This window comes from Pseudorhodoferax sp., assembly GCF_047601025.1.
Lineage (GTDB): Bacteria > Pseudomonadota > Gammaproteobacteria > Burkholderiales > Burkholderiaceae_C > Pseudorhodoferax.
In genome coordinates this window covers 1,445,164-1,469,316 of record NZ_JASGJZ010000001.1, presented here as the reverse complement: position 1 = coordinate 1,469,316, position 24,153 = coordinate 1,445,164, and the positions used below count along the sequence as shown (strand labels likewise).

The window sequence follows — 24,153 nt, the reverse complement described above, 5'->3', positions numbered from 1 at the left end:
GCCCGCGCATCCTCAATACAGCCCCAGCTCCCGCATCCGCAGCCGCGTCACGCCCAGCAGCGCGTCGGTGAACGGCGTCGGTGTGCCGGTCATCTGCCCCAGCTCGCGCACCGCGCCGACCAGCGCGTCCAGCTCCACCGGGCGGCCGGCCTCCACGTCCTGCAGCATCGAGGTCTTGAACGCGCCGAGCCGGCGCGTGACGGCATGCCGGTCCTCGGGCTGCTGCGCGATCGGGATGCCGATGCGCGCGCCGATCTCCCGGGCCTCCAGCATCACGGCGGTGACGAAGCCGCGCACCAGTTCGTCGTCCATGATCTTGTCGGTGGTGGCGCCGGTGATCGCGCTGATCGGGTTCACCGTCATGTTGCCCCACAGCTTGTACCAGCAGTCCTTCTGGATCTGCGCGGAGACCTGGGTCTCGATGCCGGCGCGCGCCAGCAGCGCGGCCAGCGCCTGCACGCGGTCGCTGCCGCCGCCGGCGGGCTCGCCCAGGATCAGCTGGTTGCCGAAGTGGTGCTGCACGTGGCCCGGCCCCCGCAGCGCGCAGCTGGCGTGCACCACGCAGCCCAGCACCTGCGCGGCCGGGATCGCGGCGGCGATGCGCCCGCCGGGGTCCACGCTGTCCAGCCGGCGGCCGGCGCAGGCGCCGCCGAAGCCCTGGAAGAACCACCACGGCACGCCGTTCATGGCCGTCAGCACCACCGTGTCCGGCCCCAGCAGCGGGCCGATGGCCTGTGCCACGGCGGCCATCGCCGGGGCCTTGACGGCGACCAGCACCAGGTCCTGCGGGCCGAGCGCGGCCGCGTCGGCGCTGGCCTGCACCGGCACCTGCAGCGCCTGGCCGTCCTGCTCCAGCCGCAGGCCGTGCTGCTGCAGCGCCTGCAGCGTGGCGCCGCGGGCCACGGCGGCCAGCGTGCAGCCGGCCAGCGCCAGCCGGGTGCCGATCCAGCCGCCGATGGCGCCGGCGCCGAACACGCAGACGCGGTCGAAGCGCACGGCCACCTCAGCCCTCCGCGGTGAAGCCGATGGCCTGCACGATCGGCCCCCACTTGGCCGTGTCGCGCTGCACCAGCTCGGCCAGCTCGGCCGGCGTGGAGGACATCGCCTCCAGCCCGAAGGTGGCCAGGCCGTCCGCCACGTCCTGGTGCGCCAGCGCCACGCGCAGCGCCGCGTTCAGGCGCTGCACGGTGTCGGCGGGTGTCCGGGCGGGCAGGAAGAAGGCGAACCACTCGCTGTGCGTGCCGTCCTTGATGCCCTGCTCCTCAAAGGTGGGCACGCCGGGCGCGAAGCGGCTGCGCCGCGTGCCGGAGACGCCCAGGATGCGCACCTTGCCGCTGGCCAGGTGCTGGGTGATGTCGCCGATCGGGCCGGACACGGCCGAGATGTTGCCGCCCAGCAGGTCCAGCATGGCCGGCTGCGTGCCGCGGTAGGCCGCGTGCCGGAGCTCCACGCCGGCGCTGCGGCCCAGCAGCGCGCCGATGAAGTGCGGCGTGGAGCCGGCGGCCGGCGAGCCGAAGCTGGCGCCCTGCGGGTTGGCCTTGGCCCAGGCCAGGAACTCCGGCACGCTGCGGACCGTGGCCGGCACGGCCGGCCCCACGGCCAGGCCGAAGTCGAACACGCAGCCCAGCGACACCGGCGCCAGGTCGGTCTGGGCGTCGTACGGCAGCTTCTTGTAGATGTGCGGGTAGATCGTCAGCATGGACGTGGGCGTCTGCAGCAGCGTGGCGCCGTCCGGCGCGGCCGACTTGACGAACTGGATCGCGATCTGCCCGCCGGCGCCGGTGCGGTTCTCGACCACGGCCGTCCTGGCATAGCTGGGCGCCAGCTGCGTGGCCACGCGGCGGCAGATGGCGTCGGACGTGCCGCCGGCCGCGAAGCCGGTGACGATGCGCAGCAGCTCGGGGTGCGACTGGGCCAGCGCCTGGCGGCCGATGGCGGCCAGCAGCGCGCCGGCGCCCGCGCCGTGCAGCAGGTGGCGTCGGTTCATGGGCATGGGTGTTCTCCTCGGGGTGGTGATGGGGGGCGCGGCGGGGGGGCGGCCCCGCGCGGCGCGCTATTGTTGGCGCCGCCCCGCGGGGCGGCTACGGGTGTTTTCCTGTGCCGGCCGCCGCCGCGCGGTGGCCGCCGCCGCGTGCCGTGCAGGCCTGCGCCTACACGCGCATGCGCCATCGTGCGATGGCGCGGCCGCGCGCGGGGCCGGACCATGGGCGCATGCACGCCCTGGCCGACTCCGCCGCCTCTTCGTCCACGTCCACCCCGCTGCCGCCGCGGCACGCGCGGCGGATCCGCCAGCTGCGCGAGCGGCTGTTCGAGTTGCAGTGCGAGCCGGAGCCCGACGCCGACGCCATCGACCGGCTGATGCGCCAGCTCGCCCGCCTGCGCGCGCAGCAGGCGCCGCGCTGACGCGCGCCGCCCCTTTCCCGCCCCTGCGGGCCCGCGCCGGAACGGTGGACAATCGCCGGTTCGCTTTTCCGTTGCCGAGTCCGCAGGAGCTTTCCCATGACCTACCCCAGCACCCAACTGTTCATCGACGGCCAGTGGCAGGACGCGGCCGACGGCCGCACGCTGGCCGTGTTCAACCCGGCCACGGGCCGGGAGATCGGGCGCGTGGCGCACGCCGGCATCGCCGACCTGGACCGCGCCCTGGCGGCGGCGCAGAAGGGCTTCGAGGTCTGGCGCGACGTGCCGGCCATCGAGCGCGCCAGGACCATGCGCCGCGCCGCCGCGCTGATGCGCGAGCGCGCCGAGGCCATCGCCGCCGTGCTGACGCAGGAGAACGGCAAGCCGCTGCCCGAGGCCCGGGCCGAGGCGCTGGCCTCGGCCGACATCATCGAATGGTTCGCCGACGAGGGCCTGCGCGTGTACGGCCGCATCGTGCCTTCGCGCAGCCTCGCGGTCCGCCAGCTGGTGCTCAAGGACCCGGTCGGCCCGGTGGCGGCGTTCACGCCCTGGAACTTCCCGATCAACCAGGTCGTGCGCAAGCTGTCGGCGGCGCTGGCCAGCGGCTGCTCCATGCTGGTGAAGGCGCCCGAGGAGACGCCGGCCGCGCCGGCCGCGCTGATCCGCGCCTTCGCGGATGCCGGCGTGCCGGCCGGCGTGGTCGGCCTGGTCTACGGCAACCCGGCCGAGATCTCCGCCTACCTGATCCCGCACCCCGTCGTCCGCAAGGTCACCTTCACCGGCTCCACGCCGGTGGGCAAGCAGCTGGCGGCGCTGGCCGGCCAGCACATGAAGCGCGTGACCATGGAGCTGGGCGGCCATGCGCCGGTGATCGTCTGCGAGGACGCCGACGTGCAGCTCGCCGTCAAGGCCGCCGGCGCCGCCAAGTTCCGCAACGCCGGGCAGGTCTGCATCTCGCCCACGCGCTTCCTGGTGCACCGCAGCGTGCAGAACGAGTTCGCCGAGGCGCTGACGGCCTACGCGCGCGGCCTGCAGGTCGGCGATGGCCTGGCCGACGGCACGCAGATGGGCCCGCTGGCCAACCCGCGCCGCCTGACGGCCATGGCCGAGCTGACGCGCGACGCCGTCGAGCAGGGCGCGCGGCTGCTGGCCGGCGGCGAGCGCATCGGCGAGGCCGGCAACTTCTGGCAGCCGACCATCCTGAACGACGTGCCGCTCGGCGCCCGGGTGTTCAACGACGAGCCGTTCGGCCCGATGGCCGCGATCCGCCCGTTCGACCAGCTGGAGGAGGCCATCGCCGAGGCCAACCGCCTGGCCTACGGCCTGGCCGGCTATGCCTACACGCGCTCGCTGAAGAACGCGCACCTGCTGTCGCAGCGCGTGGAGGTCGGCATGCTGTGGGTCAACCAGCCGGCCTCGCCCTCGGCCGAGCTGCCGTTCGGCGGCATCAAGGATTCCGGCTACGGCTCCGAGGGCGGCCCCGAGGCGATGGAGGCCTACCTGAACACGCGTGCCGTGTCGATCACCAACGTCTGAACATTCACAACGAGGAGAGAACGAGATGTTCCGTCGCAGCTTCTGCAGCGCGCTGGCGGCCGGCGCGCTGGCGCCCGGCCTGGCCCTGGCGCAGGCCTACCCGTCCAAGCCGATCCGCCTGATCGTGCCGTTCCCGCCCGGCGGCGGCACCGACATCCTGTCGCGCCTGATCGCGACCAAGCTGACCGAGCACGCCAAGTGGACCGTGGTGGCGGAGAACCGCGCCGGCGCCGGCGGCACCGTGGGCATCGCCGAGGCGGTGCGTGCCGCGCCGACCGGCTACGAGATGGTCATGGGCCAGAAGGACAACCTGGTCGTCGCGCCCTGGCTGTACAAGAACCTGTCCTACGACCCCACGCGCGACCTCATCGCCGTGGCCCACGTGGCGTATACGCCGGTGGTCATCGTCACGGCCAGCACCTCGCGCTTCAAGACCCTGGGCGACGTGGTGTCCGCGGCGCGCAACGCGCCGGATGCCATCACCTACGGTTCGCCCGGCAACGGCACCACCATCCACCTGGCCGGCGAGATCTTCAAGACCGCCGCCGGCATCAATATCCGCCACGTGCCCTACAAGGGCTCCAACCCGGCGATGATGGACGTGCTGGCCGGCAACGTGGACCTGATGGTTTCCTCGCTGCCCTCGGCCATCGGGCAGCTCAAGTCCGGCAAGCTGCGCGCGCTGGCGGTGACCTCGGCCCGGCGCAGTTCCAGCGCGCCGGAGATCCCGACCGTGGCCGAGCTCGGCTACAAGGACTTCGACGTCAGCACCTGGTACGGCCTGTTCCTGCCGGCCGGCGCGCCGGCGGCGATCGTCGCCACGGTGCACGCCGAGGTCGACCGGCTGCTGGCCATGCCCGACACCGTGGCCGCGATCCAGGCCCAGGGCGCCGAGGTGCAGCGCATGAGCGCCGAGCAGTTCGGCGCGCTGGTCAAGAGCGACTACCAGAAGTGGAAGGGCATCGTCCAGGCGTCGGGCGCGACCATCGAGTAGCGAGGCCGTGAGCGGGCCCTGCGCCCGATGCATGCGCCGCTTCCGATGCGGTTCACGCCGCGGCCGGCAGCAGGCCGTGGCCGGCCGGCGGCACGGCCTCGGCCGCGCACGGGTGGTCCTGCAGCTCCACCGGCATGTGCGGGCCGGCCAGCGCGGCCAGCGCGTCGCCGTCCACGCCTTCGGCGCCGAGCACGATGCCGCGCTGCGCGCACAGCAGCGCCATCGCCTGCACGCCCGCCGGGCCGCCCTGCAGCAGCGCCGGGTCGAGCTGCAGCCTGTCCACCGGCAGCTGCAGCAGCAGGCCCAGCGCCGAGCGGGCGGCGCCGAAGCCGGTCAGCGCGGTGCGCACGCCGCGGGCGCGCAGCAGTTGCAGCAGCCGGCCGGCCGTCTCCGGGTACGCCATCAGCGCGCATTCGGTGATCTCCAGTTCCAGGCGTGGCGGCGCCAGTGCGGCGGAGCCGAGGGCCTGCTCGATCCAGCGCTGCGCCATCGGCACGCCCCAGCGCAGCGCCGGCGAGATGTCCAGCGCGGCCTTGGGGCAGTCGGGCCAGGCGGCCAGCTCGTGGCAGGTGCGCGCCAGCGCCCATTCCACCAGCCGGCCCGACAGGCCCAGCTCGTCGGCCAGCGGCATGAACTCGGCCGCGGGCAGGTGCCCGCGGCGTGGGTGGTTCCAGTGCAGCAGCGCGGCCACGCCGCACAGCCGGCGCGCGGCGTCGACCAGGGGCGCGTAGGCCAGCGCGAACTCGCCGCGCTCCAGCGCGTCGCGCAGCTCCAGCTCGGCCTGGCGGCGCGCCTGCATGCGGGCGTCCATGCCCGGCTCGAAGAAGGCGTAGCGGCCGCGGCCTTCCTGCTTGGCGCGGTACAGGGCCAGGTCGGCGTACTTGAGCAGCTGGTCGGCGCTGTGCCGGCCGTCCTGGATCGGCATGATGCCCACGCTGGCGCCGATCAGCACCCGGTGGCCGGCGATGTCGTAGGGCGCGCTCAGGCTCCTGACCACGCGCTCCGCCAGCCCGGCCGCGGCGGCCGGCGAGCCCAGCGGCGACTGGATGATCGCGAACTCGTCGCCGGCCAGCCGCGCCACCGTGTCGTCCTGGCGCAGCAGCGCGCGCAGCCGGGCCGTCACGGCCAGCAGCAGCGCATCGCCGGCCGGATGGCCCAGCGTGTCGTTGACCGCCTTGAAGCGGTCCAGGTCGATGTACAGCACGGCGCCGGCCTCGCCGCGGCCGGCGCGCCGGATCGCGGCGTTCAGCCGGTTGCGGAACTCGACCCGGTTGGGCAGGTCGGTCAGCGCGTCGTGCAGCGCCATGTGGGCCACGCGGGCCTGGGCGCGGTGGCGCTCGCTGACGTCCTCCAGCACGCCGACCCATTCGCGCACCACGCCGTCGTCGGACGGCACGGCCGCGCCGCGGCCACGCACCCAGCACCAGCTGCCGTCGGCGCGCGCGACGCGGAATTCCAGGTCCATGTGCGTGCCGGCCGGCGGCTGCAGCGCCACCTGGTCCTCCGGATGCATGCGCCGCTGCCAGCCATGGCCCAGGGCCGCCTCGTCCGGCTCGCCGGTCAGCAGCGACCAGCCGTCCACCGCGGTCAGCCGGCCGTCCGGCGTGCCGCGCCACAGCACCACGGCGCCGGTGCGCGCCAGCGTGCGGTAGCGCAGCGCGTTCAGCGCCAGGGCCGCGCTGTTGCGGCGCTCGGTCTCGGCGCGCGCGTGCAGCGCGGCCTGCGCGGCCTCGATGCTGTGGCGCATGGACTCGAATTCGGTGATCGCGCTCGGCCGCGCCAGCGCCAGGGACGGCACCTGGCCGTCCGGCGCGGCGGCTACCGCCTCGGCGTTGCGCGCGAGGTCGTGCACCGGCCGGACGATCGTGCGCGACAGCCAGGCCGCCGCCAGCAGCGCCACCAGCGTGCCGATGGCCCCGGCCGCCGCCAGCTGCAGCAGCGGCCGCTGCCAGGTCTGGTCGAAGAGGGTGCGCGGCTCGGCCACCGCCACCACCCAGCCCGGGGTGGCGGCCAGCGTCTCGTAGCTCAGCACCACCCGGCCGCCCTCGGCCGTGGTGGCGTCGATCTGCCCGCTGCGCATATTGGCCGCCTTGAGCCGGTTCCAGTCGGGCATCTGCTGGCCCACCAGCCGGTTGCCGTCGCGCGAGCGCGCGACCAGCCGGCCCTGGCCGTCGGTCACCGCCACCAGCAGCGCTTCCTCGGTGCGGGTCCGCTGCGGCGCCAGGCTCAGCAGCTGGGTGGCCGGCTGCACCAGCGACAGCAGGGCCGCCTGCCCCTCCTGCAGCGGCAGCGGCACCGACAGCGCCACGGCCGGCGCCTCTCCGGCGGCCGGGATGAACAGGTCGGACAGCGACACGCCGCCGTGCCGCAGCCCGTCGCGCACCAGCTGCGGCGGCAGCGCGGGCGCCGCGGACGGCCCGGCGCCGTCCTCGTACGACAGCACGAAGCGCGCCTGGCCGGTGCGCAGGCCGTCCAGCCAGGCCTGGGCCTGCGCCAGCCCGATGCCGCCGCTGCCGATGCCGCTGGCCATCGCCTGCAGCAGCGAGGCCTTGGTCTTGAGTTCGCCTTCCAGCGTGTGCGCCAGGGCGCGGGCCGTGTCGGCCAGCCGCGAGGCCGAAGCCTGGCGCTGCGCGTCGGCCGACTGCCAGAGCGCGAAGGCGGCCATGCCCAGCGCCGGGGCCACTGCCGCGACCAGCAGCGCCACCAGTACGGTACGCAGCCGCACGGTGCGCGTCGGCACCGGCGGGGCGGTGGGGGCATCCGGTTCGTGTTGCTGCGCCTCGCTCGACCGCGGCATGGCATGTCCTCCCGGGTGGGGCAGCCCGCCAGCGTAGCACAGGGGGCGGCCGGCGCGGCCGCTGGCTATAGTCGCCCGATGTCCAGGGACAAGACCATCTTCAGCTGCAGCGAATGCGGCGGCACCAGCCCCAAGTGGCTCGGCAAGTGCCCGCACTGCCAGGCCTGGAACACGCTGGTGGAAACCGTGGCGCAGCCGGCCGGCGGCGCGAAGAACCGCTTCGCCGCGCTGGCGCCCGCCGGCGCGCTGCAGGTGCTGGCCGACATCGAGGCGGCCGAGGTGGCGCGCACGCCGACCGGGCAGGAGGAGCTGGACCGCGTGCTCGGCGGCGGCATCGTCGAGGGCGGCGTGGTGCTGATCGGCGGCGACCCGGGCATCGGCAAGTCCACGCTGCTGCTGCAGGCGCTGGACGCGCTGCAGCGCGCCGGCCTGCCCACGCTGTACGTGACCGGCGAGGAAAGCGGCGCCCAGGTGGCGCTGCGCTCGCGCCGGCTGGGGCTGGAGCGCAGCCAGGTCCCGGTGCTGGCGGAGACGCAGCTGGAGAAGATCCTCGCCACGCTGCAGGCGCACCGGCCCGGCGTGGCGGTGATCGACTCGATCCAGACCATCTACAGCGAGCAGCTGACCTCCGCGCCCGGCTCGGTGGCCCAGGTGCGCGAGTGCGCGGCGCACCTGACGCGCGCGGCCAAGGCCGGCGGCAGCGCCATCGTGCTGGTCGGCCACGTGACCAAGGAGGGTGCGCTGGCCGGCCCGCGCGTGCTGGAGCACATGGTCGACACGGTGCTGTACTTCGAGGGCGACACGCACAGCAGCTTCCGCCTGGTGCGCGCGATCAAGAACCGCTTCGGCGCGGTCAACGAGATCGGCGTGTTCGCGATGACCGAGCGCGGCCTGAAGGGTGTCAGCAACCCGAGCGCGATCTTCCTGAGCCAGCACGCCGAGCCGGTGCCCGGCAGCTGCGTGCTGGTCACGCTGGAGGGCACGCGGCCGCTGCTGGTGGAGATCCAGGCGCTGGTGGACAGCGGCGGGCCCAGCCCGCGCCGGCTGTCTGTGGGCCTGGACCGCGACCGCCTGGCGATGCTGCTGGCGGTGCTGCACCGCCACGCCGGCGTGGCCTGCCTGGACCAGGACGTGTTCGTCAACGCGGTCGGCGGCGTGCGCATCGGCGAGCCGGCGGCCGACCTGGCGGTGCTGCTGGCTATCACCAGCAGCCTGCGCGGCAAGCCGCTGCCCAAGGGCTTCGCGGCCTTCGGCGAGGTCGGCCTGGCCGGCGAGGTGCGGCCCGCGCCGCGCGGGCAGGAGCGGCTGCGCGAGGCGGCCAAGCTCGGTTTCTCGGTCGCCGTGGTGCCCAGGGCCAACGCGCCGAAGCGGCCGATCGAGGGCTTGACGATCCATGCGGTGGACCGCGTGGACGAGGCGGTGGCGGTGCTGCGCGGGTGACAATCGCCGCCATGCAGTTCAGCAAGATCCTCGTCCCCCTGGCCGGCCTGGTGGTGCTGGCTGTCGCGTTCCGCGAATACGGCTGGCCCGGCGCGGCCCTGGTCGGCGGCGGCATCGTGATGTGGGCGCTGCTGCACATCACGCGGCTGATGACGGTGATGCGCCGCGCGGCGGACCGGCCGATCGGCTACGTCGGCAGCGCCGTGATGCTGAACGCCAAGCTCAAGCCGCGCGTGAACCTGCTGCACGTGGTGGCCATGACGCGCGCGCTGGGCGAGCGCCTGACGCCCGGCGAGCAGCAGCCCGAGGTCTACCGCTGGCGCGACAAGGGCGGCTCCTACGTGGACTGCACCTTCCAGGACGGCCGGCTGGTGGAGTGGCGGCTCACGCGGCCGCCGGCGCCTGCCGGCGCGGATGGCGCGCCGTAAAATCGCCGGTTTTCCGCCCCTCACACAGACCGCTTCCCAGCAAAGGACTTCGCGCATCATGAGCCTTATTCCCCCCGCGCCCTCCATGGCCGACCGCGACGGCAAGATCTGGATGGATGGCCAGATGGTCGACTGGCGCGACGCGAAGATCCACGTGCTGACCCACACGCTGCACTACGGCTGCGGCGTGTTCGAGGGCGTGCGCGCCTACGACACGGTGAACGGTACGGCGGTGTTCCGCCTGCAGGAGCACACCCAGCGCCTGTTCAACAGCGCCAAGATCCTGCGCATGCGGATCCCGTTCAGCCAGGAGGAATTCAACCAGGCGCAGCTGGCGGTGGTGCGCGAGAACAAGCTGGCCAGCTGCTACCTGCGCCCGCTGGTGTGGATCGGCTCGGAAAAGCTGGGCGTCAGCCCCAAGGGCAACACCATCCACGCCATGATCGCGGCCTGGGCCTGGGGCGCCTACCTGGGCGAGGAAGGCATGCAGCGCGGCATCCGCGTCAAGACCTCCAGCTACACCCGCCACCACGTCAACATCACGATGACGCAGGCCAAGGCCGTCAGCAACTACAGCAACTCCATCCTGGCCAACACCGAGGCCACGGACGACGGCTACGACGAGGCGCTGCTGCTCGATTCCGCCGGCTTCGTCAGCGAAGGCGCGGGCGAGAACATCTTCGTGGTCAAGGACGGCACGATCTACACGCCCGACCTGTCCGCCGGCGCGCTGAACGGCATCACGCGCAACACCGTGCTGCACATCGCCAAGGATCTGGGCATCGACGTAGTGCAAAAGCGCATCACGCGCGACGAGGTCTACATCGCCGACGAGGCCTTCTTCACCGGCACCGCGGCCGAGGTCACGCCGATCCGCGAGCTCGACCGCGTGCAGATCGGCATCGGCGCGCGCGGCCCGGTGACCGAGAAGATCCAGAACGCGTTCTTCGACATCGTGAACGGCCGCAACCCCAAGTACGCCCACTGGCTGACCAAGGTCTGAACACCATGAGCACCACCGCCACCGTCGAGCTGCTGGCCAAGGATCTGAACGACCAGGGCGGCGTGTTCTGCCCCACGCCCAAGGCCGGCATGCAGCTGTGGAACACGCACCCCCGGGTCTACCTGGACGTCGCCAAGACCGGCGAGGCCAGGTGCCCGTACTGCGGCACGACCTACAGGCTCAAGGCCGGCGAGCACTTCGGCGCCGCGCACTGAGCCGCGGCGAACGCATTCCTCACGCCCACGCGAGGCCCCCGATGAGCGTCCACTCGCATCGCCATTGCCGGGGCCGGGGCGCGCCAAGCCCCCGGCGGGTGGTGCAGTCGCCCTGGCACCCCTCCGGGCGGCGGCCTGCGCCTGGGGCCCGGCGCACCCCGCTGTGGGCGCGATCGGTGCGTTCGCAACTTTCAACGCCTTCCCGCTGATGCAGTCCCTGGTCATCGCGCCGCAGTGGATCGGCGACGCGGTGATGACCGAGCCGCTGCTGCGGCGGCTGCAGGCGCGCGGCGAGCGGCTGACCGTCGGCGCGCTGCCCTGGGTGGCGCCGGTCTACCGCGCGATGCCGCAGGTCGCCGAGGTCATCGACTTCCCGTTCCAGCACGGCGGCCTGCAGTTCAGGGCGCGCCGGCAGCTGGCGCGCACGCTGCGCGGCCGTTTCGACTGCGCCTACGTGCTGCCGAACTCGGCCAAGAGCGCGCTGCTGCCGTTCCTGGCCGGCATCCCGCGCCGCGTCGGCTACCAGGGCGAGGCGCGCGTGGTCCTGCTGACGCACCGGCTGCGCAATCCGCCCAAGGGGCAGCGGCCGCCGATGGTGGCGTTCTATTCGGCGCTGTCGGGCGACACCGACGTCGCGCACGACCGGCCGCAATTGCAGCTGCCCGCCGCGCAGGCCGACGCCGTGCTGCAGGCCCGGGGGCTGGCGCGTGGCGGCTACCACGTGTTCGCGCCGGGCGCCGAGTTCGGCCCGTCCAAGCGCTGGCCGCCGGAGCACTACGCCGCGCTGGCCGCCGAGCTGGCGCTGCCGGTGCTGCTGCTGGGCTCGGGCAAGGAGCAGGCGCTGTGCGCGCAGATCGCCGACGCCGCCAACGCCCGGGTGCCCGGCCGCTGCGTCAACCTGGCCGGCGGCACGGCGCTGGCCGATGCGTTCGCGCTGATCGCCGGCGCGCGCAGCGTGGTGTCCAACGACTCGGGCCTGATGCACGTGGCCGCCGCCTTCGGCGTCCCGCAGGTCGCCGTCTACGGCTCGACCAGCCCCGAGCACACGCCGCCGCTGAACGACCGCGCCGCCGTGCTGTGGCTCAAGCGCGATCCCGGCTACCAGCCGCCGCTGGACTGCGCGCCCTGTTTCGAGCGCGAATGCCCGCTCGGCCACACGCGCTGCATGGCCGACCTCGCGCCGGCGCGCGTGCTGGCCGCGCTGGCCTGACCCCCCAGTAGGAGACTCGCCATGGCCTTTCCCGGAACCGAACTGCCGATCGTCCAGGCGCCGATGGCCGGTTCGCAGCGCCACCGGCTGGCGGCCGCGGTCTGCGCGGCCGGCGGCCTGGGCTCGCTGCCCGGCGCGATGTTCGACGCGGCCGGGCTGCGCGCCGAACTGCAGGCGCTGGCCGCCCAGGTGCGCGGCGCGCCGTACAACGTCAATTTCTTCGCGCACCAGCCGCCGGCGGCCGACGCGGCGGCCGAGGCGCGCTGGCGCGCGCGGCTGGCGCCGTACTTCGCCGAGCACGGCATCGACCCGGCCACGGTGCCGGCCGGCGCCGGCCGCCAGCCGTTCAGCGCGGCGATCGCCGAGGTGCTGGAGGAATTCCGCCCGGCCGTCGTCAGCTTCCACTTCGGCCTGCCGGCGCCCGGGCTGCTGGCGCGCGTGAAGGCGCTGGGCGCGCAGGTCTGGTCGTCGGCGACCACGGTGGCCGAAGGCGTGTGGCTGCAGCGCCACGGCGCCGAAGCGGTCATCGCCCAGGGCCTGGAGGCCGGCGGCCACCGCGGGCATTTCCTGTCCGACGATCTGGCGCTGCAGAGCGGCACGATGGCGCTGCTGCCGCAGCTCGTCGACGCGGTGTCGGTCCCGGTGGTCGCGGCCGGGGGCATCGCCGACGCGCGCGGCGTGCGCGCCGCGCTGGCGCTGGGCGCCGCGGCGGTGCAGGTCGGCACCGCCTACCTGTGCTGCGACGAGGCCGAGACCGGCGCGCTGCACCGCGCCGCGCTGCGCGACCCGGCGGCGCCCACCGTGCTGACGCGGCTGTTCACCGGCCGGCCGGCGCGCGGCATCGTGAACCGGCTGATCCGCGAGGTCGGCGCGATGAGCGAGGACGCGCCCGCCTTTCCGACCGCCACGGCCGCGCTGGCGCCGCTGCGCGCCAGGGCCGAGGCGCAGGGCCTGGCGGATTTCACGCCGCTGTGGTCGGGCCAGAACCGCAGCGGCTGCGGCGAGCCCAGCGCGGCGCGGCTGACGCGCGCGCTGGCCGGAGCCTAGGCATGGAAGACCCGAACCAGACGCTGATCCCGTCGGCCTTCATGGCCTTGTACAGCGCCCACGGCCGGCCCACGGCCCCGCGCGCGCACGTCGAGGCGCGCCACGACCTGTGCGAGGACATGGCGGTGCAGATGACCACGCTGTGCGCTGCCCTGGAGCACAGGCACGACCTGTCCAGGCAGGAGGTGCTGCGCCGCTGCTGGACGGGCCTGCTGCAGCCGGGCAGCGGCGTGGAGCCGCCGGAGGCGAACTGGGTGGTGGCCCGCACGGCCGAGCTGCTGGAATGGCCGCAGCCGGCATTCCTGGCCGCGGAGGGCGCGGGGCCGGGCCGGCGCGGCTGACCCCGCCGCCCGTCAGGGCTCCCACCCGTAGCGCAGCACGTGGAAGTAGATGGGGGCGGCGAAGATCACCGAATCCAGGCGGTCCAGCATGCCGCCATGGCCTTCGATCATGGTGCCCCAGTCCTTCACGCCGCGGTCGCGCTTGATCGCCGACATCACGAGCCCGCCCAGGAAGCCCATGATGCAGATCAGCAGCGCCATCAGCCCGGCCTGCCAGAACGTGAACGGCGTGGCCCAGGCCAGCAGCGCGCCCAGCAGCGTGGCACTGGCCACGCCGCCGACCAGGCCCTCCCAGGTCTTGGACGGCGACAGCGCGGGCGCGATCGTGTGCCGGCCGAACAGCTTGCCCCAGACGTACTGCAGCACGTCGCTGCCCTGCACCACGATGACCAGGAACGCGATCAGGAGCAGGTTGCGGTCCTCGAAGCCCGGGATCCGCAACGTCAGCAGCGCCGGCACGTGGCTGATGCAGAACACGCAGACCATCAGCCCCCATTGCACCTTGGCCGTGCGCTCCAGGAAGCGCAGGGTGTCGCCGCCCAGCGCCGACAGGATGGGCAGCACCAGGAAGGCATAGACCGGGATGAAGATCGAGTACAGGCCGTACCACTCGATCCAGACCAGGAAATACTGCAGCGGCAGCGCCAGGTAGAAGGCCGCCGCGATCGCCAGGTGGTCGCCGCGCCGCGTGTAGGCCAGGCTCATGAACTCGCGCAGGCCGTAGAACGAGACCAGGTAGAACAGCACGATCACGCCGCCCTTGCCGAAGGCGAAGGCCAGGCCGATCACCGCGACCATCGCCCACCAGGCGTTGACGCGCGCGTTGAGGTTGTCGATGACGGCGTGCGGCCGGCCGCCGATGCGCCATTTCAGCAGCGCGCCGATGGCCGAGGCGAGTACCAGCACGCCGGCGATGCCGCCGAACAGCTGCAGCGTGGCCTGGGTCTGCGCGGTCACGATGGCTGCTCCGGGCTGGGCGCGCGCGGCTCGTCCTGGCGGTCGTGTTCGGGCCGCAGGTCCAGCATGGCCTGGCGCGCCCGCGCCAGGAAGCCGGCCTTGTCCTCGCCCTCCTGCAGCGCCAGCGGCGCGCCGTAGCGCACCGAGCAGGCCAGCGGGATCGGCACCAGCGCGCCCTTGGGCAGCACGCGCCGGAGGTTCTCGATCCACACCGGCACCAGGCGCACCTGCGGGCAGGCGCGCGCCAGGTGGAACAGCCCGCTCCTGAGCGGCAGCAGCGTGGCGTCGCCGGTGTTGCGCGTGCCTTCGGGAAACATGATCAGCGAGTCCCCGGCCTCCAGCGCCCGGGCCATCTGCGCGACCGGATCGGGGCCGCCGGCGCTGCCGTCGCGCCGGATCATCAAGGCGTTGAACACGTGCCCGCCGATGAAGCGGCGCAATCCCGAGGCCAGCCAGTAGTCGGCGCCGGCCACCGGGCGGGTGCGGGTGCGCAGGTCGGGCGGCAGCGTCGCCCACAGCAGCACGAAGTCGCCGTGGCTGGTGTGGTTGGCGAAGTAGAGGGTCTGGCAGGCATCGGGCGCGCTGCCGATCCAGACGGCGCGCACGCCCGTCAGCAGGCTGGCCGCGCCGACGATCAGGCGGCCCGCCAGCGCGGCGAGCAGCCGCGGCAGCAGGCCGCGCGGCGGCGCGGCGTCGGGGGGCAGGTCATCGTTCATGGGCAGGGGGCGGCAGCGCCTGGCGTGCCGCGGGGAAGGTGGCCGAAACAAGCCGGCATGGGGGCGCGCCGGCGTGTCATGCGCCGTGCAGCGCCGCCAGCGCGATCAGGAACACGGTGGTCTGGCCGGCCACCAGCAGCGCGTGCCGCCGCATCCAGCGGCGGGCGCCGTGCAGGCGTTCGTCCAGGCCGCGCGGCGCGCCGGGCGTGGCGGCACGCAGGCCCAGTTGCGCCAGCGCGGCGTCCAGCGTTGCCAGCGAGGCCACGTCGCCGCGCGCCAGCCCGTCGAACAGTCGCTCGTCCAGGCGCAGCCGGACGGCCAGGTAGCGTTCCGGCAGGCCCAGCAGCAGCGTGGCGCCGCAACCCAGCCAGGCCGCCGTGCCGAGGTCCCGCAGGGCCAGCGCCAGGGCGGCGGCGGTGCTCAGCGCCAGGCTCCACTGGCCCAGCAGCGCGCCGGCGCGCAGCAGCGCGGCCAGCGCGGCACAGGTGGCTCGGTCCTGCCCGGTCATCGCGGCCCGGGCTCCCCGGCGTGCGCCGCGAGTGCCGCCAGCGCGCGCCGCCAGCCGGCGTGCAGCACGATCTGCGGCCGCGCCTGGCGCAGCATCGCCTCGGCCTGCGGCGCACTGCGGCCCTGCAGCACCAGCCAGCCCGCCAGCGTGGCGGCGCTGCGCGAGAAGCCGAGGGCGCAGCACACCCACACGGCTTCGCCCGGCGCGCTGGCGCGGCGCTGCGCCTCGACGAGGGTGGCGGCGCGGCGCAGCCGGCCGTGCGGCGGCACCACCAGGTCCAGCAGCGGCAGGCAGCGCGCGCGGCCGGCCCGCGCCGCGGCGGCAGGCAGCTGCAGTTCGGCGCACAGGCTCACCAGGCGCGGGCGGCCGGCCGCTTGCCATTCGGCGGCGGTGGGCCGCCGGCCCAGGCGCAGGCCCGGCGCCACCTCCACGCTGGCCGGCAGGCGGCGCGTCCAGAGCCAGGCGTTGGCGGCCGCGGCCAGCCGGTAGGGCGCGAACAGCCAGCGCGCGGCCCAGGCCATGCGGCCGTGCCGGTCCATCGCGAAGCCGCGCGCGCCCAGGCCCAGGTAGTTCAGCGCCACCAGCGCGAGCGCCGTGGCGGGCCAGGCGAGCCACAGCCCGGCGCCGTGCAGCCACAGGGCCGCGCCCAGGCACAGCCCGGCGGCGCCGGCATAGAGCGCCGCCAGCCGGAGCCGCCAGGCGTCGCGCGCCAGGCGCCAGGCGCGCGGCAGCGCCACCACGCGTTCCAGCGGCCACAGCCACACGCACACCAGGCCGAGCAGCGCGCCGGTCGGGATGTCGATGAAGTGGTGCTGGTAGGTCGTCAGCACCGAGGCGCAGATGGCGAACACCCACAGCAGGGCCAGCCCCTGGCCCCAGGTCGGCGTGATCAGGCGGCGGTACCAGTCCCACAGGATCACCGCCAGCGCGATGTGCAGCGAGGGTGCCTGGTTGAACGGCTGGTCGAAGCCGCGCAGGGCCTCGAACAGGAAGGCCGGCGCGCCCTGCACGGCGGGCTGGCCCAGGCTGAAGTGCAGCGGCCACAGCACGAAGCAGGTGACCGCCAGCAGCTGCGCCGTGAGTAGGCGCGCGGCGTGCCGGTCCACGGCGTGCCGGCTGCGGCCCAGGAACAGTGACAGCGCGTAGAAGACGTTGATCGACCAGTAGGGAAAGATGGTCCAGGCCCAGAACGGCAGGCCGCGCTCCCAGTCGAACACCACGCTCGGCACCTGCGCGCGCGTGCTGGCCCACCAGTTGGCCAGGCCGTAGCTCAGGTAGAACAGCGGACCCAGCAGCGCTAGCCAGGCGGCGGCGCGTTTCCAGGGGCGCGGCCGGGCGGGCCGCGCGCCATCGCCGCGTGCGGCAGCCGGCAGCGGGGGGGTGTTAGCGGCCATGGACGGTGTCGGGCACGCAGCCTTCGCGGGCCTCGTCGTGGGCCGGGCGGTCCGGCGCGGCCAGCAAGGCGCCCAGTCGCTCGCGCTCCGACGGGCTGAGCAGCTCTTCCCGGGCCCCGTTGGCCAGCAGGATGCCCGCCATCGCCTTGTTCTCCAGGTGCACGGCATGCTGCAGCGGCGTCCGCGTGTCCGGCCACATGGGGATGTCGACGCGTGCGCCGTGCGCCACGAGCATCTGCAGGAAGGGGCCGGCCCGCGCAGGGTCGCGGACGTCGAGCATGTAGCGGGACAGCGCGAGCACCGGCGGAGTTCCCGGGGAGGGGCTGGCGATCTCGACGATGCTCGGCGTCCTGGCGGGCTGCACGGGCATGCCGTGCACGTCGATGAGCCAGCGCCCCACGCGCAGCGCGGCCCCGCTGGCGGCCGCGACCAGCAGCGTGTCGTTGTCGGTGTCCAGCATCCGGCCCCGTATGCCGATCGGCACCCCCCGCGCCAGCAGCTCCTGGAGGCGCTCGAGCCGGTCCAGCTCGGCCGCCGTCCACAGCGCTTTGCGCCGGGCCGTTTCGTCGCTCACGGGAAAGAGCAGCTGGAGCATCGCCGCATCGTCGCGCGCCACCGCGACTTCCAGCGCCGACAGCAAGGGCAGATAGCGCCCTTCGCACGTGTGCATGCTCAGCTGGGGCGCGCCATGGCCGGCAGCGGCGGTCAGGCCCTGCGCGACCAGGAAGGCGGCAGCGCGTCGCGCCCGGGCGTCCGCGGCTTTCAGGAGTCCGTCGGACCCGCAGTGGTCGCCGCAGTCCGCCCACGCCGTGCGCAGTGCGTCCACGTCGTCGCGCGCGATCGCCGCGTGCACGGCGGCCTGCCGCTCCCAGCGTCGTGCTTCGACGTGGGATTCCCAGGCCGCCGGCGCCAGCCACACCACCGTGCCCAGGACGACCAAAGCCTGGCAGACCACCAGGCCCTTGAACCACGTGGCCGCGCCGTAGAAATACCAATAGCCGGCGTGCAGCAGCAGGGACACGGCATTGCCCGCCAAGGCGACCAGCAGTGCAACGGCATAGCCCAGGCCATCGAACCAGCCGGACGAATCGGAGGCCAGCTCGGCCCCGATGCACCACGCGCAGGCGAACAGCCACAGGCCGCCCACGCAGCCACTGGTGACCGCCCACGCGTCTTTGCCGCTCTGCGGCGTCTGCCGGCCGCGCAGCGCACCGGCTGTCATGCCGTCGTCCGCATCGCCAGCGAGACCGTGAAGATGCCCCAGCGGTCCACGCGCTGCGCGATCTTGCGAAAGCCCGCTTCTTCGACGAGCTGGTCCATCTCGGCCTGCGTGCGCCGGCGCATCACCCAGGCCTGGCCCTGGCGGTGGCTGGTCAGCGCGCGGGCGATCATCTCCAGCTGCGGGTGCCAGGGCTGGCCGGTGTAGACCAGGTAGCCGCCGTCCTCCACCGCGTCGCCCACGCCCGCCAGCGAGCGGCGCACCATCTCGTTGTCGGGGAACAGCTCGTACAGGCCCGAGACCACCGCCAGCGTGGGGCGCGGCATGGTGGCGGCCAGGCTGGCGCGGTCGAAGGCGTCGGCCTGCACGAACTGCGCGCGGTCCTGCAGCTCGCGCTCGGCGATCAGCCGGCGGCCGTCGCGCACGTTGATCTCGCTGTAGTCGCGCAGCAGGATGGAATGCACCTTCACCGGGCTCGCGGCCACCGCGTCCAGCACGTAGCGGCCGTGGCCGGCGGCGATGTCCATCAGCCGCACCTCGCGGTGCGCGGCGGCCAGGCGCTCCATCGCGTCGCGCAGCAGTTCCTCCACGTGCAGCTTGCGTTGGCGGATGCCGCGCCAGCCGATGGAGTCGAGGTAGGTGCGGTCGATGGCCTGGCCGACCAGCGGCGCGCCGGCGGCCTCGTTGCGGTAGACGTAGTCCAGCGTGCTGCCCGAATCGAAGCCGGTGGCATGCCCCAGCGCGATGCCGCGCGAGAGCCTGCCGCCCAGGCGCAGGCCGGCACGCGTCGCGGCCCAGTACAGCCCGCGCGGCGACAGCGGATGCAGCGGCGCGGCCAGCGCGCGCGACTCGTCGGCCGTCGCGCCCTGCCGGTCGGCGCCGCGCAGGTCCACCGGCGGCGCCGGCTGGTCGAAGCCCTGCAGGACGAAGCGGCGCACCGCGGCCACGGCGCCGGCGCGGTCCTTCTCGCCCAGCGTGTCGTGGAAGAAGCCGGGCAGCTCGATCTTCTCCTTCACCGCGCTGCCCAGGCGTGCGAAGAAGCGGTGCTGCGGCGCGTGGTGCACCACCCAGTCGGCGCCCGAGATCAGCAGCTGCGTGGGCAGCACGATGGCGTTGGCGTCCTGCACCACGCGCTCGGCCGCCGCGTACAGGTCGAGCAGGATGTTGACCGCGATCGGCCGCGAGATCAGCGGGTCGCCGTCGTAGCTGGCGATGCGCGCGGGGTCGTGCGTGAGGAACTTCGCCTTCACGTAGCTGTTGACGAAGAACAGGCCGCGCAGCCGGTGCATGAGCGCCAACCCCGGCCGCGCGAACGGCACGTAGAGCTTGACCTTGAAGGCCGGCGAGGCCAGCGTGAGGCCGCGCACCTTCGGCGCGTAGTCGTGCGCCCAGGTGGCGATCAGCACCGCACCCACGCTCTGCGCCACCACGTGCAGGTCGGCCTCGGGCACGCCGTGGTGCTGCGCGATGTGCTCGACGAAGGTCTGCACGTCGCGCACCGAATGCGCGAAGCTGGGGCTGTGGCCGCGCGCGCCCGGCGAGCGGCCGTGGCCGCGCGCGTCCCAGGCGAAGAAGTCGAAGTCGGGCAGGTCCAGCTCGTCGACCAGGTGCGCCATGCGCGCGCCGTGCTCGTGGCCGCGGTGGAACAGCAGCACCGCGCCGCGCCGCGCGGCGCCGGTGGCCGGCCAGTGGCGGTAGAACAGCGCCACGCCGTCGTGCGTGTCGAAGTGCAGTTCCTGGGCGGTGCGGGGCGGGCTGGCGGTCATGGCAGGGTTGGCGGGGCGGCGGTGGCGCCGGCCTCGGCGAGGGCGCGGCGCACGCGGTTGACGGTGGTCCAGGCGACCAGCGCGGTCAGCAGCGGCATGAGCCAGGCGCTGGCCGCGGGCAGGGGGCCGCCCAGCGCCACGTACAGGCCCAGCACGCCGACGACGAAGGCGCGGTCGCTCTTGCCGAGCGGGCCGTCGTAGCGCCGGCTTGCGCCCACGCTGGGGCCGAGCGCGCCGGCGAATTCGCTGAGGCCGGCGGCGACGATGAACGCCCCGACCCAGAAGCCGCCGAGCGGCGCGACCAGCGCGAACGGCGCGTACAGCGCGGCGTCCGACAGCACGTCGGTCAATTCGTTGAGGAAGGCGCCCAGCCGGCTCTGCTGGCCGTGCTCGCGGGCCAGCATGCCGTCGATGGCGTTGAAGGCCATGCGCAGCAGCATCCACGCCGGCACCAGCGCGAAGGCCCGGCGGCCCGGCGCCGCGAAGAACAGCCAGGCGCCCAGGGCCACCGAGATGGCGCAGGCGGCCACGGTGACCTGGTTGGCGGTCGTGCCGGCGGCCGCCAGCCGGCCGACCATGGGCCGCAGCAGTGCCTGGAAGCGTGGTTTGAGTTGGTAGATGGACATCGCGCCGCCCCGCGGGCTCCTGGTCCCGGGCCCCCCGACCCGGCAGGGCGGCATTCTGCCTGCGGATGTGCGCCGCACGCGCGCCGCCTGGGGCGCATGTGTGACTTACGACCAGGGCAGCCGCGTCAGGCCGGCAGCGCGATCACGAAGCAGGCGCCGCCGCCGTCGCGGCCCTCGCAGCGCACCGAGCCGCCGTGCCGCTCGGCGATGGACTTCACCAGCGCCAGCCCCAGGCCCACGCCGCCGCTGCTCTCGCTGGCGCCGGGCAGGCGGTAGAACGGCTCGAAGATGCGCTCGCGCTGGGCCGGCGGGACGCCGGGCCCGCGGTCCGACACGCGCAGCACGGCCTGGCCGCCGGCGTGCGCCAGCTGCACCTCGACCGCGCCCTGGCCGCCGTGGCGGCGCGCGTTCTCCAGCAGGTTGCGCACGGCGCGGCGCAGCAGCTTGGGCACGCCGCGCACGATCACCGGCGCGGCCCCGCCGTCCTCGCCGGCGCCGGCTTCCAGGGCCACGTCCAGCCGCGCGCATTCCTCGGCCGCCAGGCCGGTCAGGTCGACCTCCTCGACGGTGCCCAGGTCGGCCTCGCGCGCGTCCAGCCGGCTGGCCAGCAGGATCTCGTCGACCAGTTGGTCCAGCTCGGCGATGTTGCGGCGGATCTCCTCGCGCAGCGCCGGCGTGGGCGCGTCCCCCATCAGCTCCAGCCCCATGCGGATGCGCGCCAGCGGCGAGCGCAGCTCGTGCGAGGCATTGGCCAGCAGCGACTTCTGCGCGCCGATCAGCTGCTCGATGCGCTCGGCCGCGGCGTTGAAGCGCTGCGCCAGGAAACCGACCTCGTCGTTGCCGGACATCGGTACCCGCGCCGACAGGTCGCCCGCGCCCCAGCGCTCCACGCCGCTCTGCAGCCGCTCCAGCCGGCGCGTGAGCCGGCGCGCCACCGGGTACATCACCAGCGCAGCGCCGATGCCCACCATGGCCAGCACCCACAGGAAGCCGTCCGGCGGCCGGCCCCAGGTCGAGCGCGGCGGGCGCGGCATGTGGATCACCAGGTCCTGCCCGTCGCGCATGTGGACCACGAACTCCGGCCCGCTCTTGAGCTGGGCGTAGCTGGCCAGCGTCTCCGGGTCCGGCGGCGCGTTCTCGCCCTCGCGGTGCAGCGGCACCCGGCCGTCCGGGCCGCGCATGCCGCGCCAGGCGCCCTGGCCGAGCACCTCGCCGGCCGTGTTCTGCACGATCACCGTGCGCGCCGGCGGGTCCGTCGTCATGCGCCAGACCCAGCCCAGCAGCAGCATCAGCACCGCCACGGTGGCCAGCACCGACAGCCAGATGCGCACGTACAGGCGCTGCAGCAGGCCCGGCAGCGGCCGGCGCGGCGCGGCGTCAGTCCTGCTGCTTGGCGAAGACATAGCCGGCGCCGCGCACCGTCACGATGCGCTTGGGGTTCTTGGGGTCGGTCTCGATGGCCGCGCGGATGCGGCCCATGTGCACGTCGATCGAGCGGTCGAAGGCCTCCAGCTCGCGGCCGCGCACGGCCTCCATGATCTGCTCGCGGCTCAGCACGCGGCCGGCGCGCTCGGCCAGCGTGACCAGCAGGTCGAACTGGTAGGCCGTCAGCTCGCACGGCCGGCCGGCCACGGTGACGCTGCGCGCGTCGCGGTCGATCTCCAGCGAGCCGAAGCGCAGCACCTGGCTGGCCTCGCGCACGCCTTCGCTGCGCCGGCGCAGCACGGCGCGGATGCGCGCCAGCAGCTCGCGCGGCTCGAACGGCTTGGGCAGGTAGTCGTCGGCGCCGAGCTCCAGGCCGATGATGCGGTCCAGCGGGTCGCCCTTGGCCGTCAGCATCAGCACCGGCACGCGCGCCATCTCGCCCTGGGCCGAGCGGATCCGGCGGCAGACCTCCAGGCCGTCCATGTCGGGCAGCATCAGGTCCAGGATCACCAGCTCGGGCAGGCCGACGGGCTGCTGCAGCCGCGCCAGCCCGTCGGCCGCATTGGCCGCGTGCTCGACCGCGAAGCCGGACTGGCCCAGGTAGGCGACCACCATCTGGGCCAGCCGGGTGTCATCCTCGATCATCAACAGGGGTGTGGTCATGGGTGTTCCGTGCGCGGGAAGACGTGCGGCCGCCATGGTGCGCGCATGCCGCGGACGGGCGTTGTCATCGCCGTAAAGATTCGTAAAGCGTGGTCAGCGCGGGCGGGGCCCGGCCTGGCGCGCCGCCAGCGCCACCAGCACCAGCACCGGTAGCCCCAGCAGCGCCGTGCCGGTGAAGAAGCTGGCGTAGCCGTAGGCGTCGACGAAGCGGCCCGAGAAGCCGGCGACGAACTTGGGCAGCAGCAGCATCAGCGAGCTGAACAGCGCGTACTGGGTGGCCGAGTACTGCACGTTGGTCAGGCTGGACAGGTAGGCGATGAAGGCCGCCGAGGCGATGCCGCCGGCCAGGTTGTCGGCCGAGACCACCAGCGTCAGGCCGACCAGGTCGTGGCCGCGCCCGGCCATCCAGGCGAACAGCAGGTTGCTGGCCGCGCTCAGCGCCGCGCCCAGCATCAGCACCCGCAACACTCCCAGCCGCATGGCCAGCGCGCCGCCGGCGAAGGCGCCGGCCAGCGTCATCGCCACGCCGTAGACCTTGCTGACGGTGGCGACCTCGGCCTCGCTGAAGCCCAGGTCCACGTAGAACGGGTTGGCCATGATGCCCATCACCACGTCGCTGATGCGGTAGACCGCGATCAGCGCCAGGATCAGCGCCGCGTCCCAGCCGTGGCGGCGGAAGAAGTCCGCGAACGGCTCGACCAGCGTCTGCCGCAGCCACTCGGCCGGGCTGCGCGCCGGCGCGAAGGCGCGCGGCGCCGGCTCGGCCGACAGCAGCACCGTCAGCACGCCGATCGCCATGGAGGCGGCCATCGCCAGGTAGGCCGCGGTCCAGGCCGCGTTCTCGTAGCCGGTGGCGCCGAGCCGCGCGGCGGCCACGATCCACAGCGCGCCGGCGCCGGCCCAGATCATCGCCAGCCGGTAGCCGGTCTGGTAGGCCGCGGCCAGCGCGCCCTGGCGCTCGGCCGCGGCCGACTCGATGCGGTAGGCGTCCAGCGCGATGTCCTGCGTCGCCGAGCCGAAGGCCACCAGCAGCGCGCACCAGACCAGCGGCGCGAGGCCACCGCGCGGATCGGCCAGCGCCATGCCCGCCAGGCCCGCCACCACCAGGCCCTGCGCCAGCAGCAGCCAGCTGCGCCGCCGGCCCAGCCGGCGCGTCAGCAGCGGCAGCGGCAGCCGGTCCACCAGCGGCGCCCAGACCCACTTGAAGCCGTAGGCCAGGCCGACCCAGCTCAGGTAGCCGATGGTGGTGCGGTCGATGCCGGCGCCGCGCAGCCGGAAGCTCAGCGTGCCCAGCACCAGCAGCAGCGGCAGCCCGGCCGAGAAGCCCAGCGCCAGCATGCGCAGCGTGGCCGGTTCGCGGTAGACCCGCAGCGTCTGCGACCAGGAAGGGCGGGCCTCGGGTGCCGGTCCGGCGGGAACTTCCAGGGGCTTTGCCGGGCGCGAGGTCATCCGGGAATAATACGTCGCG

General features: G+C 74.1%; 23 protein-coding genes. 10 read left to right on the top strand and 13 right to left on the bottom strand.

Going from position 1 to position 24,153, the window contains the following annotated elements; translation table 11 throughout:
- Positions 1–12 precede the first annotated feature (12 nt).
- Together QM782_RS06890 and QM782_RS06885 are read right to left on the bottom strand one after the other, a co-directional pair.
- The gene (locus tag QM782_RS06890) at positions 13–1,002 is read right to left on the bottom strand and encodes a 2-dehydropantoate 2-reductase (RefSeq protein WP_415202173.1); all 990 of its coding nucleotides are present in this window, start codon (positions 1,000–1,002) and stop codon (positions 13–15) included.
- A 1-nt stretch (position 1,003) separates the two neighbouring features.
- Entirely contained in the window at positions 1,004–1,993 is a 990-nt protein-coding gene (locus QM782_RS06885; RefSeq protein ID WP_415202172.1) for a Bug family tripartite tricarboxylate transporter substrate binding protein, read from the bottom strand.
- A gap of 218 nt (positions 1,994–2,211) precedes the next feature.
- On the opposite strand from QM782_RS06885, the gene QM782_RS06880 reads away from it, so the two are divergent.
- The 3 genes from QM782_RS06880 (at position 2,212) to QM782_RS06870 (ending at position 4,930) form a co-directional block, all read left to right on the top strand.
- Entirely contained in the window at positions 2,212–2,403 is a 192-nt protein-coding gene (locus QM782_RS06880) for a hypothetical protein (RefSeq protein ID WP_415202171.1), read from the top strand.
- Positions 2,404–2,499: 96 nt separating this feature from the next.
- Entirely contained in the window at positions 2,500–3,936 is a 1,437-nt protein-coding gene (locus tag QM782_RS06875; protein WP_415202170.1) for an NAD-dependent succinate-semialdehyde dehydrogenase, read from the top strand.
- Positions 3,937–3,961: 25 nt separating this feature from the next.
- A complete protein-coding gene (locus QM782_RS06870) occupies positions 3,962–4,930 on the top strand; it encodes a Bug family tripartite tricarboxylate transporter substrate binding protein (RefSeq protein WP_415202169.1) in 969 nt (322 codons plus the stop codon).
- Between the two features lie 52 nt (positions 4,931–4,982).
- Here QM782_RS06870 and QM782_RS06865 read toward each other — a convergent pair whose 3' ends face one another.
- Positions 4,983–7,727: a diguanylate cyclase domain-containing protein gene (locus QM782_RS06865; protein ID WP_415202168.1), complete on the bottom strand. Its 2,745-nt coding sequence runs from the start codon at positions 7,725–7,727 to the stop codon at positions 4,983–4,985.
- A gap of 78 nt (positions 7,728–7,805) precedes the next feature.
- On the opposite strand from QM782_RS06865, the gene radA reads away from it, so the two are divergent.
- The 7 genes from radA to QM782_RS06830 all read left to right on the top strand — a co-directional run bounded on the left by radA (position 7,806) and on the right by QM782_RS06830 (position 13,411).
- Positions 7,806–9,167, top strand: coding sequence for a DNA repair protein RadA (radA, locus tag QM782_RS06860; protein ID WP_415202167.1), 1,362 nt, complete (start codon positions 7,806–7,808; stop codon positions 9,165–9,167).
- A gap of 11 nt (positions 9,168–9,178) precedes the next feature.
- On the top strand, positions 9,179–9,595 hold the full coding sequence (locus tag QM782_RS06855) for a glycerate kinase (RefSeq protein WP_415202166.1): 417 nt from the start codon (positions 9,179–9,181) through the stop codon (positions 9,593–9,595).
- A gap of 58 nt (positions 9,596–9,653) precedes the next feature.
- Complete coding sequence (locus QM782_RS06850) at positions 9,654–10,598, top strand: branched-chain amino acid transaminase (RefSeq protein WP_415202165.1); 945 nt, start codon at positions 9,654–9,656, stop codon at positions 10,596–10,598.
- A gap of 5 nt (positions 10,599–10,603) precedes the next feature.
- Complete coding sequence (locus tag QM782_RS06845; protein WP_415202164.1) at positions 10,604–10,813, top strand: zinc-finger domain-containing protein; 210 nt, start codon at positions 10,604–10,606, stop codon at positions 10,811–10,813.
- 205 nt (positions 10,814–11,018) lie between these two features.
- On the top strand, positions 11,019–12,023 hold the full coding sequence (gene waaF, locus QM782_RS06840; RefSeq protein WP_415205604.1) for a lipopolysaccharide heptosyltransferase II: 1,005 nt from the start codon (positions 11,019–11,021) through the stop codon (positions 12,021–12,023).
- 21 nt (positions 12,024–12,044) lie between these two features.
- Positions 12,045–13,070, top strand: a complete 1,026-nt coding sequence (locus QM782_RS06835; RefSeq protein WP_415202163.1) for an NAD(P)H-dependent flavin oxidoreductase — start codon at positions 12,045–12,047, stop codon at positions 13,068–13,070.
- A 2-nt stretch (positions 13,071–13,072) separates the two neighbouring features.
- Positions 13,073–13,411 carry a hypothetical protein gene (locus QM782_RS06830; RefSeq protein WP_415202162.1) on the top strand — a complete coding sequence of 113 codons (339 nt, stop codon included), beginning with the start codon at positions 13,073–13,075 and terminating at the stop codon, positions 13,409–13,411.
- Positions 13,412–13,423: 12 nt separating this feature from the next.
- On the opposite strand, the gene QM782_RS06825 is transcribed toward QM782_RS06830, so the two are convergent.
- The 10 genes from QM782_RS06825 to QM782_RS06780 all read right to left on the bottom strand — a co-directional run bounded on the left by QM782_RS06825 (position 13,424) and on the right by QM782_RS06780 (position 24,134).
- Positions 13,424–14,368, bottom strand: coding sequence for a phosphatidate cytidylyltransferase (locus QM782_RS06825; protein ID WP_415202161.1), 945 nt, complete (start codon positions 14,366–14,368; stop codon positions 13,424–13,426).
- Positions 14,365–15,084: a lysophospholipid acyltransferase family protein gene (locus QM782_RS06820; RefSeq protein WP_415202160.1), complete on the bottom strand. Its 720-nt coding sequence runs from the start codon at positions 15,082–15,084 to the stop codon at positions 14,365–14,367. Before QM782_RS06820 ends, QM782_RS06825 begins: the two co-directional genes overlap by 4 nt.
- A 76-nt stretch (positions 15,085–15,160) precedes the next feature.
- Positions 15,161–15,592, bottom strand: a complete 432-nt coding sequence (locus QM782_RS06815; RefSeq protein ID WP_415202159.1) for a hypothetical protein — start codon at positions 15,590–15,592, stop codon at positions 15,161–15,163.
- The gene (locus QM782_RS06810; RefSeq protein WP_415202158.1) at positions 15,589–16,986 is read right to left on the bottom strand and encodes a phosphatase PAP2/dual specificity phosphatase family protein; all 1,398 of its coding nucleotides are present in this window, start codon (positions 16,984–16,986) and stop codon (positions 15,589–15,591) included. Before QM782_RS06810 ends, QM782_RS06815 begins: the two co-directional genes overlap by 4 nt.
- Positions 16,976–18,208, bottom strand: a complete 1,233-nt coding sequence (locus QM782_RS06805) for a hypothetical protein (RefSeq protein ID WP_415202157.1) — start codon at positions 18,206–18,208, stop codon at positions 16,976–16,978. The genes QM782_RS06810 and QM782_RS06805 overlap by 11 nt, the downstream gene beginning before the upstream one ends.
- Positions 18,205–19,971 (bottom strand): bifunctional alpha/beta hydrolase/class I SAM-dependent methyltransferase, encoded by a 1,767-nt coding sequence (locus QM782_RS06800; protein ID WP_415202156.1) that lies wholly within the window; start codon positions 19,969–19,971, stop codon positions 18,205–18,207. The genes QM782_RS06805 and QM782_RS06800 overlap by 4 nt, the downstream gene beginning before the upstream one ends.
- Entirely contained in the window at positions 19,968–20,597 is a 630-nt protein-coding gene (locus tag QM782_RS06795) for a CDP-alcohol phosphatidyltransferase family protein (protein WP_415202155.1), read from the bottom strand. The genes QM782_RS06800 and QM782_RS06795 overlap by 4 nt, the downstream gene beginning before the upstream one ends.
- Positions 20,598–20,722: 125 nt before the next feature.
- Entirely contained in the window at positions 20,723–22,000 is a 1,278-nt protein-coding gene (locus QM782_RS06790; protein ID WP_415202154.1) for a sensor histidine kinase, read from the bottom strand.
- Positions 21,975–22,685: a response regulator gene (locus tag QM782_RS06785; protein ID WP_415202153.1), complete on the bottom strand. Its 711-nt coding sequence runs from the start codon at positions 22,683–22,685 to the stop codon at positions 21,975–21,977. Before QM782_RS06785 ends, QM782_RS06790 begins: the two co-directional genes overlap by 26 nt.
- A 93-nt stretch (positions 22,686–22,778) precedes the next feature.
- On the bottom strand, positions 22,779–24,134 hold the full coding sequence (locus QM782_RS06780) for an AmpG family muropeptide MFS transporter (protein ID WP_415202152.1): 1,356 nt from the start codon (positions 24,132–24,134) through the stop codon (positions 22,779–22,781).
- Positions 24,135–24,153 lie beyond the last annotated feature (19 nt).

Bases quoted from the DNA above. Each gene is read 5' to 3' on its own strand.
- radA (WP_415202167.1), top strand. From the start codon at position 7,806: ATGTCCAGGGACAAGACCATCTTCAGCTGCAGCGAATGCGGCGGCACC.
- QM782_RS06795 (WP_415202155.1), bottom strand. From the start codon at position 20,597: ATGTCCATCTACCAACTCAAACCACGCTTCCAGGCACTGCTGCGGCCC.
- QM782_RS06780 (WP_415202152.1), bottom strand. From the start codon at position 24,134: ATGACCTCGCGCCCGGCAAAGCCCCTGGAAGTTCCCGCCGGACCGGCA.
- QM782_RS06810 (WP_415202158.1), bottom strand. From the start codon at position 16,986: ATGGCCGCTAACACCCCCCCGCTGCCGGCTGCCGCACGCGGCGATGGC.
- QM782_RS06845 (WP_415202164.1), top strand. From the start codon at position 10,604: ATGAGCACCACCGCCACCGTCGAGCTGCTGGCCAAGGATCTGAACGAC.
- QM782_RS06800 (WP_415202156.1), bottom strand. From the start codon at position 19,971: ATGACCGCCAGCCCGCCCCGCACCGCCCAGGAACTGCACTTCGACACG.
- QM782_RS06880 (WP_415202171.1), top strand. From the start codon at position 2,212: ATGCACGCCCTGGCCGACTCCGCCGCCTCTTCGTCCACGTCCACCCCG.
- QM782_RS06885 (WP_415202172.1), bottom strand. From the start codon at position 1,993: ATGCCCATGAACCGACGCCACCTGCTGCACGGCGCGGGCGCCGGCGCG.
- QM782_RS06785 (WP_415202153.1), bottom strand. From the start codon at position 22,685: ATGACCACACCCCTGTTGATGATCGAGGATGACACCCGGCTGGCCCAG.
- QM782_RS06830 (WP_415202162.1), top strand. From the start codon at position 13,073: ATGGAAGACCCGAACCAGACGCTGATCCCGTCGGCCTTCATGGCCTTG.
- QM782_RS06875 (WP_415202170.1), top strand. From the start codon at position 2,500: ATGACCTACCCCAGCACCCAACTGTTCATCGACGGCCAGTGGCAGGAC.
- QM782_RS06870 (WP_415202169.1), top strand. From the start codon at position 3,962: ATGTTCCGTCGCAGCTTCTGCAGCGCGCTGGCGGCCGGCGCGCTGGCG.
- QM782_RS06790 (WP_415202154.1), bottom strand. From the start codon at position 22,000: ATGTCTTCGCCAAGCAGCAGGACTGACGCCGCGCCGCGCCGGCCGCTG.
- QM782_RS06815 (WP_415202159.1), bottom strand. From the start codon at position 15,592: ATGACCGGGCAGGACCGAGCCACCTGTGCCGCGCTGGCCGCGCTGCTG.
- QM782_RS06835 (WP_415202163.1), top strand. From the start codon at position 12,045: ATGGCCTTTCCCGGAACCGAACTGCCGATCGTCCAGGCGCCGATGGCC.
- QM782_RS06805 (WP_415202157.1), bottom strand. From the start codon at position 18,208: ATGACAGCCGGTGCGCTGCGCGGCCGGCAGACGCCGCAGAGCGGCAAA.
- QM782_RS06850 (WP_415202165.1), top strand. From the start codon at position 9,654: ATGAGCCTTATTCCCCCCGCGCCCTCCATGGCCGACCGCGACGGCAAG.
- QM782_RS06865 (WP_415202168.1), bottom strand. From the start codon at position 7,727: ATGCCGCGGTCGAGCGAGGCGCAGCAACACGAACCGGATGCCCCCACC.
- QM782_RS06820 (WP_415202160.1), bottom strand. From the start codon at position 15,084: ATGAACGATGACCTGCCCCCCGACGCCGCGCCGCCGCGCGGCCTGCTG.
- QM782_RS06855 (WP_415202166.1), top strand. From the start codon at position 9,179: ATGCAGTTCAGCAAGATCCTCGTCCCCCTGGCCGGCCTGGTGGTGCTG.